The organism is Bacillus sp. 196mf (assembly GCF_003217275.1).
In the GTDB taxonomy this organism is placed as follows: Bacteria; Bacillota; Bacilli; order Bacillales; family Bacillaceae_G; genus Bacillus_A; species Bacillus_A thuringiensis_S.
On the sequence record NZ_QJTG01000092.1, the window covers coordinates 1 to 2,335 of the forward strand.

Sequence of the window (2,335 nt, forward strand, 5' to 3'; positions counted from 1 at the left end):
GTCGCTCATTTGCGACTTCCTTATGTTAACATCTTCGTTAGTTAATGTCAACTAAGTTTTTTATTTCGTTTGTCGCTTGCGACGTTAATGTCATCGGCGACTTGTCCTATATTACACCTCTATATAATAATAGTCAATATTAATCTTTCATTTTTTAAAAAAAGATGAAAAAGACTCTCATACCCCCTCTTTATTCCTCATACATATCAGTAAAATAACTGAAAGGAGTGTAGAACTTGTTCGATCCTTCTTTATTAAACACCATAAGCGCCCATTCAAGAAGCCCACACTATCATAGGAAGTTTCCCATCATTCTATTTTGGAGTCAAAAAAGCGGTTGCACTTCTCTTGCCAATTGGTTCTTTTACCAGATTGATTTATTGCAAACAGCTCTAAGTTATAGTCCTTTCATTCATAATTATGAATATGATATATACAAAAGTACACCTGCTTATAGTGTACGACTAGGAGTAGCGTTGCGAGAAAAACAAAAAGAAACGTTTAAACTTGTTCGTAACCCTTATAGGAGAGCAGTCAGTTCTTTCGTATCCTTAATTGGACCTCCTTATATGGAAAATCCCGAATGGAAACCCATCCGAAAGTTTTTATATCAAGATGAAAATTCCCCCAAAGGGATCTCATTTAAACAATTTCTATATTATCTATTTATAAAAGGGGCTCACGCAAGTGATATTAACCCACATTTCACACAACAATATATAGCTGGTGAAGAAGAATATGTCACCAATTATATATACTTAGAAAACTTTGATCAGGAAATGAAAGAATTAGAAAAGCGTTTCGAATTAAAAAACGCACCAATAAATGAGTTCTCAACATCATGGCATCATCAAACTCCCGCCATGATTTATAAAGGGAATTTTAGCGAAGGCGATATTACTGATCCTTTATTTCCCCGTCATCCAACTTTTGAAAGCTTTTATGATACTGAATGTATACAACTTGTTCAAACAATATTTCAAAATGATTTCGACACATATAAATACAGCAAAGAATATCCATACTAATTTTAGTTTATTATCTTTGCTAAATAAAAAAGATACCTCATATATAAGGTATCTTTTTTACATGTCAATTATATAAATCATACTGTTTAACAGTCTCTATTCTTCACCTTATTACCTTTTAATAGATTACATAACTTTTGCTTATCCGCCCATCCTACTCCGATTAAAACTAAACTTGCTCCCATTATTACTCTCCATGTCAGAGATTCATTTAATAGAATAATTGAAGTAACAATACTTATTAATGGTAATGCATTTAAATATAATCCGCTTACTGATGCTGAAACTCTCTCTAGCGCTTTATTCCACAACCAATACGCTAAAATTGTTGCTCCAATAACAAGGTATATTACACTAAGTCCCGTTTTCCAAGTTTCAATCTTCGGTAAACCGTAATAAAGAATTTCTACCAGTGCAAATGGTAATAGAATAACAGCTCCGATAATTAAAGTTAATGTTGTAAAAACCTCGTTTGATAAATACTGTTCTTGTTTTGGTCGTTTTAGCAAAACCGTGTAGAAAGCAAATAGAAAAGTACTTAATAATATCAGTATATCTCCTATTAAAGACACTTCTTGATCAGCACTTTTAGATGGAATCGTAATAAAGAGTACTCCTATAGCACCCAATATAATTCCTATCCAATAATTCAATCGAATTTTCTCTTTCAAGAAGATTGCTGAAAAAAGAATTGTAACTAATGGTAATGCAGCATCTATGATACTAACATGTAATCCACTTGTTAAAGAAATACCGTACGATGTGAACATAAAATACCCAGCTACACCGGTAAAAGCTAACAAACTCATTCTTTTCCATGGAACTTTTTTATGTACAACTGATTTTTGTAGTTGCTTAAATGAAAATAGCATACAAATTCCACCTGCAAAGAAAAGACGAATAAACAACAAAGTAAACGGCTGAATAGATTCTAACGCCCATTTTGTTGGCGCAATAGCTGTCCCCCATAATATAACAGCCACTAATAACATGCATATTTCTTTCATAATCCCCCACACCCATCAAAAATATATGTTAACTACCTTAATTATAGATTTTTTCTTATGTAAAATCCTTTAAAAACACAAAAGGTTATGCAAAAAGAGCTAGATTGCTACTTTTCGCATAACCTTTTTATATAAGATCACAAACATTCTTTTATATCTCGACTATACCCTTATAAAAGGTAATTCTTACCTTTATATTTTAAGTAATAAAAATAAACACAAAAAAACCTAAGTCGAAACGACTTAGGTTTTTGCTTGGCGACGTCCTACTCTCACAGGGACAAGGTCCCAACTACCATC

2 protein-coding genes are annotated in these 2,335 nt (G+C 32.4%); one reads left to right on the forward strand and one right to left on the reverse strand.

Translation table 11 applies throughout. The annotated features are described in order from the left end of the window. Nucleotides 1–236: 236 nt before the first annotated feature. Nucleotides 237–1,028, forward strand: a complete 792-nt coding sequence (locus ATL10_RS30590) for a sulfotransferase family 2 domain-containing protein (RefSeq protein WP_110498366.1) — start codon at nt 237–239, stop codon at nt 1,026–1,028. An 86-nt stretch (nt 1,029–1,114) separates the two neighbouring features. Here ATL10_RS30590 and ATL10_RS30595 read toward each other — a convergent pair whose 3' ends face one another. Next, nucleotides 1,115–2,035: a DMT family transporter gene (locus ATL10_RS30595; RefSeq protein ID WP_000658283.1), complete on the reverse strand. Its 921-nt coding sequence runs from the start codon at nt 2,033–2,035 to the stop codon at nt 1,115–1,117. Nucleotides 2,036–2,335: the final 300 nt, after the last annotated feature.

Excerpts from the sequence above, each read along its gene's own strand:
- ATL10_RS30595 (WP_000658283.1), bottom strand. The coding sequence starts at position 2,035 with ATGAAAGAAATATGCATGTTATTAGTGGCTGTTATATTATGGGGGACA.